This is a genomic window from Halohasta sp. A2, from assembly GCF_056175805.1.
Genome location: NZ_JAQFWV010000127.1, coordinates 1 through 4,637, shown reverse-complemented (window position 1 = coordinate 4,637; position 4,637 = coordinate 1). Strand labels below are relative to the sequence as shown.

The window sequence follows — 4,637 nt, the reverse complement described above, 5'->3', positions numbered from 1 at the left end:
AGTCTGGTGATATGACAGCGAGTCGAAGTCGTCCAGCGGATCAGTACACGATAGGAAGTCCGTGATCGGCAGCATTTGCTGTCAATACGGTGTATAGTTGGGGCCTACTTAAACGTGCAGAGCCGAGAGTATTACTTAAATCGGGATTCGAGTTCCTCGCGCAGGTCGTCGACCGTCAGCCCCTTCATCGCAAACAACACGAGCAGATGGTAGATGAAGTCGGCCGACTCGTACCGCAGTTCGTCGAGATCATCGTCCTTGGCGGCCAGAATGAGTTCGGTCGACTCCTCGCCCAGCTTCTCCAGTACCTCGTTTTCGCCTTTCTCGTGGGTGAACAGCGACGCCGTATACGACCCTTCAGGTAGCTCGGCCTGTCGCTGTTTGATCGTTGCAAACAGTTCGTCGAGTACCTCACCGTCGACTGGCTCGTTCTCCGTGTCGCTCATTGGTCGACCTCCACGGGCGCAACCGCCTTTTCGTCATTGAAAAAGGCGAGTTGGTGGAGCCGCGTGTCCGCGGTGAGTTCGGGGTGGAACGAGGTGGCGACGATCGAGCCCTGTCGAACCGCGACCGGCTGGCCCTCCCACGCGGCGAGTACGTCGACGCCCTCGCCCACCGAATCGATCAGCGGCGCGCGGATGAACACCGCCGGAAACGGCTCGTCGAGCCCCGCGATGTCGAGCGGCGCTTCGAAGCTGTCGGCCTGTCGGCCGAACGCGTTGCGGTCGACCGTTACGTCGAGAAGGTCGAGCGTTTGGACGCGGTCGTCTTTGGCGTCTCGCGCGGCGACGATCAGGCCCGCGCAGGTCGCCAATAGTGGTTTGTTCGCCTCGATGTGGGCGCGGATTTCGGTGTCGATCCCCTCGTCAGCAAGGAGTCGCGAAATGGTGGTCGACTCGCCGCCCGGCATCAACAGGACGTCGCAGTCGGGGACGGTACCGCTCGTTCTGATCTCGTGGACCGCGCAATCGACGCCGTGGGCGGCCGCGGCACGTCGGATCGCCGCGGCGTGTTCGCTCACGTCGCCTTGGACTGCAATAACGCCTGCCTTCATGGTTTTTACTGGGTGGGCGTGGGGAAAAAGACCGCGTTCGACCGCTCAGAGGAACAGCAGCGTCAGTAGCTGGACGAAGACGCCGAACAGCACGCAGAAAGCGATCACCGTCTTCGGACTGATTCGGATCGCGTTCGTGTCTTCGGAGTCGAAGTACCGCACCAGCCCGGCACTCGACATTAGCCCGCCGGAGTTGTCGCCTGAGCTCATGTTCCGAACACAGGTCGTCGCCGACCTAAGCGTTTCGTCTTGACGGTCGGCGCTGGCGTGGTGGAAACGCTTATGGGCCAGCCTCGGCAAGCCGCAAGCGGGAACACAAATGACGGTTCGACTCACAGATTTCTACGCAGACTGGTGTGGCCCGTGTAAAACCCAGGATCCGATCCTCGACGAACTCGAAGACGACTATGGGAACGTCGAGTTCGCCAAAGTCGACGTCGACGAAAACCAAGACGTCGCCAATCAGTATCAGGTACGGTCGCTGCCGACGCTAGTGATCGAAAACGACGACGGCATCGTCGACCGCTTCGTCGGCGTTACCCAGCGCGAGGACATCGAAGCCGCCCTCGACGAGGCGGGCGCGTAGCTGACTGACGGGTTTCTTGTGGACGGCTGGTCGTCTCGGAACGCTTAAACAGCGACGCAAACAACGACCGGCCATGCCTAGCAACGAGAACGCCACCGAGCGAACCCTCAACAAGAAGATCTGCATGCGGTGCAACGCCCGCAACTCGCCACGCGCCAAGAGCTGTCGGAAATGCGGCTACGACCGACTCCGACCCAAAGCCAAAGAACGCCGCGCGGCCTGATCTGTCGGCTTCTATTCTGGATACTTCAACTCTCGCCGCTCGGCGCGTTCGAGCGCCCGCTCGATCACCGTTCGAACGGTGTCTCCGTCTTCCTCATCGTGGAACGCCCGTCCATGGCCGGGATACATCGACGACACCGACTCGGGGAGTCGATCCAGAATCGCTTTGAGGCTCTCGATGAGTCGCTCGCGCGACTGGCCCGGTCGGTCGGTTCGACCGAAACTGCCGTCGTCGAACGCGCCGTCGTTGTACACCACGACATCGCCGCTGAACAGCGTCGACTCGCTGAAAAACGAGAGGTGGTCTGCGGCATGCCCCGGCGTGTAGATGGCTTCGAACACCTCGTCGCCGATGGTGATCGTCTCGCCGTCGTCGATGCTGTGGGTTCGGTGTGGGTGATCGCCGTGGGCGTAGACCTCGACGTCGTACGCCGAGACGAGGGCGTCGAGTTCGGCGACGTGGTCGGTGTGTTGGTGGGTGAGCACGACCTGGTCGAGCGTCTCGACGTGGTCGGCGACGACCGACTCGACGCCGGGCATCGAGCCCACATCAATGAGCGTCGAAACCTCGCCGTCGACGAGATAGGCGTTACAGGTGAAGACGTCGGCCGATTCGGTGACGTTGATCGGTTCCATACCGGTCGAAAGCGGTCGAGAGTAAAAAGCCTGAGTTGTGCGCGGGGATTTTTGTACACGGCTCGCGTATATATACTTATATGGGGTTTGGAAGCTACGATGAGTCCGAACAGGAGAATCAGGAGTTCGACACCGACTTCGAGGAAAACGGCGTCGACACTGCCGAGAGCGACCACACCGGCTCGGTCGACTTCGAAATCGGCGCCTCGAACGACGAACTGCTCGATCGACTCCAAGAGATGAAAGCGCCCGACGACCCCGACGAACTCGACGAAGCCGCCGAGTAACGACCGTTTGACGCATGGCTCCGAAGCATGGGAGTCGCGCGCTCGGCATCGCCGCTTCGGATACCACCGACCAGAGCCTGCTCGGTGGGGCGGTCGTCCGCGCCGACCGTGTCGTCGACGATATCGTATTTGCGACGTGTACAACCGGAGCGAGCGACGCCACTGCCACCTGTTGTGAGCTTTGGGACCGCCTTGATCGACCCGACGTGCGGTGGATTCTCGTCGCCGGCATCGCGCCCGCGTGGTTCAACCTCGTCGACCTCGCGGGGCTCGCCGACCATGCCGACCGGCCGGTGATCTCGGTTTCGTTCGAGGCCAGCGACGGACTCGAAGGCCCGCTCTGCGAGAATTTCTCCGGCAAAGAACTGGATCGGCGGCTTGCGATTTACGACCGACTCCCACCCCGTCGACGGGTTTCGGTCGACGACGAGGGACTGTTCGTCCGGTCAGTCGATCTTGATTTCGAGGAGGCCGCCAAGGTCGTTCGAACGTTCACACCCGAGGCCAGCGGTCGACCCGAACCGCTGCGGGTCGCCCGGCTCGCGGCGCGTGCGGGCCGCGAGTTCATGCTTGAGGACCGAAACACCGAGGATTAAGCCGCTTGCGCCCGGCGGTTTCGCATGGAACAGATGGAGGGACTCTGCGTCCGTGACTGCACACGGTGTCCCGCGCTCGTCGACTCTCGAAGTCGGATCGTCAACGGTGTCGGCCCCGAGGACGCCGACGTGGTGTTCGTCGGCGAAGGGCCGGGCCAAACCGAGGACACGAAAGGCGAACCGTTCGTCGGCCGCTCGGGAAGCGTCCTCGACGACGCGCTCGGCGAGGCGGGCGTGCTGCGCGAGGAGGTTCGGATCACCAACTGTGTACGGTGTCGACCGCCGGAGAACCGCGATCCGACAAAGGAAGAACTCGCCAACTGCCGCGGCTATCTCGACACCGAGATCGACCGTCTCGACCCCGCACTCGTGGTCACACTCGGTAAGGTCCCGAGCGAACACCTGCTGGGTCGGTCGGTGGCCATCACCTCGGAGGCTGGCGACATCGTCGAAACTCGCCTCGGCGAACGCTCCCAGCGCGTGCTGTTGTCGGTCCACCCCGCGGCAACACTGTACGACCGCAGCCAGCGCGAGACGTTTTTCGAGACGATCGCGACCGCCGTCGACCTCGGCGGATTCGGCGAGGGTGACGGGTCGGCCAACGGCCAGTCCAGACTGGGCGACTACTAACGCCGCTGGGTTCGACTCTAGGCACCCAGACCGAACAGTGTGAACGGCTGATACGTGCTGGTCCTGATCAGATGCTCGCGTTCGACGACGAGGCCCAACTCGTCTAACTGCTGTGCAATGCCAGTGATATCGTCTTTGCTGACCGCGGCCGCTCGAATATGTACGTTACCGGTTCCAGTCATGAGCGTCATGACTTCGAGAACGCCCGGAATGTCTTCGGCCGTTGTCGCGAGCCTGTCTCGCTCGCTGACGCGTGCGGTACAATTGACATCCTCCCGCGCCTGAAGACGCGGGAATCCCACGGCAACACGCCGCTGGATTGGGATATTACGGTTTGCAGCCTACCACTTGTGCCTGCGGTTGGAATCCGCTGGACAAGTCGTAAAGGTAGACTCCAGGCTGTGCCAACCAGCCGGTACTCCTATCTCCACCCAAATCGGTTGCAGACTCGGAGTTACTTTCCTCGTTGATGTTGAGACGGATGTTCTCGGCTCCATTCACGTCAGCGTTGAACGCCGCGTCACACTCCTCACAGACGTAGAGGCCACGCTTGACACGCTGACTATCGTCTTTTCTACCGCAAACGCAACACGTCTTGCTCGTGTTACGCTCTGAAACTTCCACCA

General features: G+C 61.7%; 11 protein-coding genes. 5 read left to right on the top strand and 6 right to left on the bottom strand.

Going from position 1 to position 4,637, the window contains the following annotated elements; genetic code table 11:
* Positions 1-131 precede the first annotated feature (131 nt).
* From hisE to O2S87_RS18105, 3 genes are read right to left on the bottom strand one after another with little or no spacing between them, the layout of a single operon-like run.
* Positions 132-446 carry a phosphoribosyl-ATP diphosphatase gene (gene hisE, locus O2S87_RS18115; protein WP_475410139.1) on the bottom strand — a complete coding sequence of 105 codons (315 nt, stop codon included), beginning with the start codon at positions 444-446 and terminating at the stop codon, positions 132-134.
* Positions 443-1,054 carry a pyridoxal 5'-phosphate synthase glutaminase subunit PdxT gene (gene pdxT / locus O2S87_RS18110; protein ID WP_475410138.1) on the bottom strand — a complete coding sequence of 204 codons (612 nt, stop codon included), beginning with the start codon at positions 1,052-1,054 and terminating at the stop codon, positions 443-445. The genes hisE and pdxT overlap by 4 nt, the downstream gene beginning before the upstream one ends.
* Positions 1,055-1,099: 45 nt before the next feature.
* A complete protein-coding gene (locus O2S87_RS18105; RefSeq protein WP_475410137.1) occupies positions 1,100-1,264 on the bottom strand; it encodes a preprotein translocase subunit Sec61beta in 165 nt (54 codons plus the stop codon).
* A 109-nt stretch (positions 1,265-1,373) separates the two neighbouring features.
* Between O2S87_RS18105 and O2S87_RS18100 the strand changes: the two genes are divergently transcribed.
* On the top strand, positions 1,374-1,640 hold the full coding sequence (locus O2S87_RS18100) for a thioredoxin family protein (RefSeq protein WP_475410136.1): 267 nt from the start codon (positions 1,374-1,376) through the stop codon (positions 1,638-1,640).
* Between the two features lie 73 nt (positions 1,641-1,713).
* Entirely contained in the window at positions 1,714-1,863 is a 150-nt protein-coding gene (locus O2S87_RS18095) for a 50S ribosomal protein L40e (RefSeq protein WP_475410135.1), read from the top strand.
* A gap of 11 nt (positions 1,864-1,874) precedes the next feature.
* On the opposite strand, the gene O2S87_RS18090 is transcribed toward O2S87_RS18095, so the two are convergent.
* Positions 1,875-2,498, bottom strand: coding sequence for an MBL fold metallo-hydrolase (locus O2S87_RS18090; protein ID WP_475410134.1), 624 nt, complete (start codon positions 2,496-2,498; stop codon positions 1,875-1,877).
* 80 nt (positions 2,499-2,578) lie between these two features.
* On the opposite strand from O2S87_RS18090, the gene O2S87_RS18085 reads away from it, so the two are divergent.
* The 3 genes from O2S87_RS18085 to O2S87_RS18075 are packed head-to-tail and all read left to right on the top strand — an operon-like array spanning position 2,579 to position 4,011.
* Complete coding sequence (locus O2S87_RS18085; RefSeq protein WP_475410133.1) at positions 2,579-2,785, top strand: DUF5786 family protein; 207 nt, start codon at positions 2,579-2,581, stop codon at positions 2,783-2,785.
* Between the two features lie 14 nt (positions 2,786-2,799).
* The gene (locus O2S87_RS18080; RefSeq protein WP_475410132.1) at positions 2,800-3,381 is read left to right on the top strand and encodes an endonuclease dU; all 582 of its coding nucleotides are present in this window, start codon (positions 2,800-2,802) and stop codon (positions 3,379-3,381) included.
* A gap of 24 nt (positions 3,382-3,405) precedes the next feature.
* A complete protein-coding gene (locus O2S87_RS18075) occupies positions 3,406-4,011 on the top strand; it encodes a uracil-DNA glycosylase (RefSeq protein ID WP_475410131.1) in 606 nt (201 codons plus the stop codon).
* Positions 4,012-4,028: 17 nt separating this feature from the next.
* Here the strand turns inward: O2S87_RS18075 and O2S87_RS18070 are convergent, their stop codons facing one another.
* A complete protein-coding gene (locus O2S87_RS18070; protein WP_475410130.1) occupies positions 4,029-4,313 on the bottom strand; it encodes a hypothetical protein in 285 nt (94 codons plus the stop codon).
* Positions 4,314-4,338: 25 nt separating this feature from the next.
* A partial coding sequence (locus tag O2S87_RS18065) for a zinc ribbon domain-containing protein (RefSeq protein WP_475410129.1) occupies positions 4,339-4,637 on the bottom strand: 299 nt, incomplete at its 5' end.

What these genes read in the sequence shown, in the direction of transcription:
- hisE (WP_475410139.1), bottom strand. Translation starts at nt 446, where the DNA reads ATGAGCGACACGGAGAACGAGCCAGTCGACGGTGAGGTACTCGACGAA.
- pdxT (WP_475410138.1), bottom strand. Translation starts at nt 1,054, where the DNA reads ATGAAGGCAGGCGTTATTGCAGTCCAAGGCGACGTGAGCGAACACGCC.
- O2S87_RS18105 (WP_475410137.1), bottom strand. Translation starts at nt 1,264, where the DNA reads ATGAGCTCAGGCGACAACTCCGGCGGGCTAATGTCGAGTGCCGGGCTG.
- O2S87_RS18100 (WP_475410136.1), top strand. Translation starts at nt 1,374, where the DNA reads ATGACGGTTCGACTCACAGATTTCTACGCAGACTGGTGTGGCCCGTGT.
- O2S87_RS18095 (WP_475410135.1), top strand. Translation starts at nt 1,714, where the DNA reads ATGCCTAGCAACGAGAACGCCACCGAGCGAACCCTCAACAAGAAGATC.
- O2S87_RS18090 (WP_475410134.1), bottom strand. Translation starts at nt 2,498, where the DNA reads ATGGAACCGATCAACGTCACCGAATCGGCCGACGTCTTCACCTGTAAC.
- O2S87_RS18085 (WP_475410133.1), top strand. Translation starts at nt 2,579, where the DNA reads ATGGGGTTTGGAAGCTACGATGAGTCCGAACAGGAGAATCAGGAGTTC.
- O2S87_RS18080 (WP_475410132.1), top strand. Translation starts at nt 2,800, where the DNA reads ATGGCTCCGAAGCATGGGAGTCGCGCGCTCGGCATCGCCGCTTCGGAT.
- O2S87_RS18075 (WP_475410131.1), top strand. Translation starts at nt 3,406, where the DNA reads ATGGAACAGATGGAGGGACTCTGCGTCCGTGACTGCACACGGTGTCCC.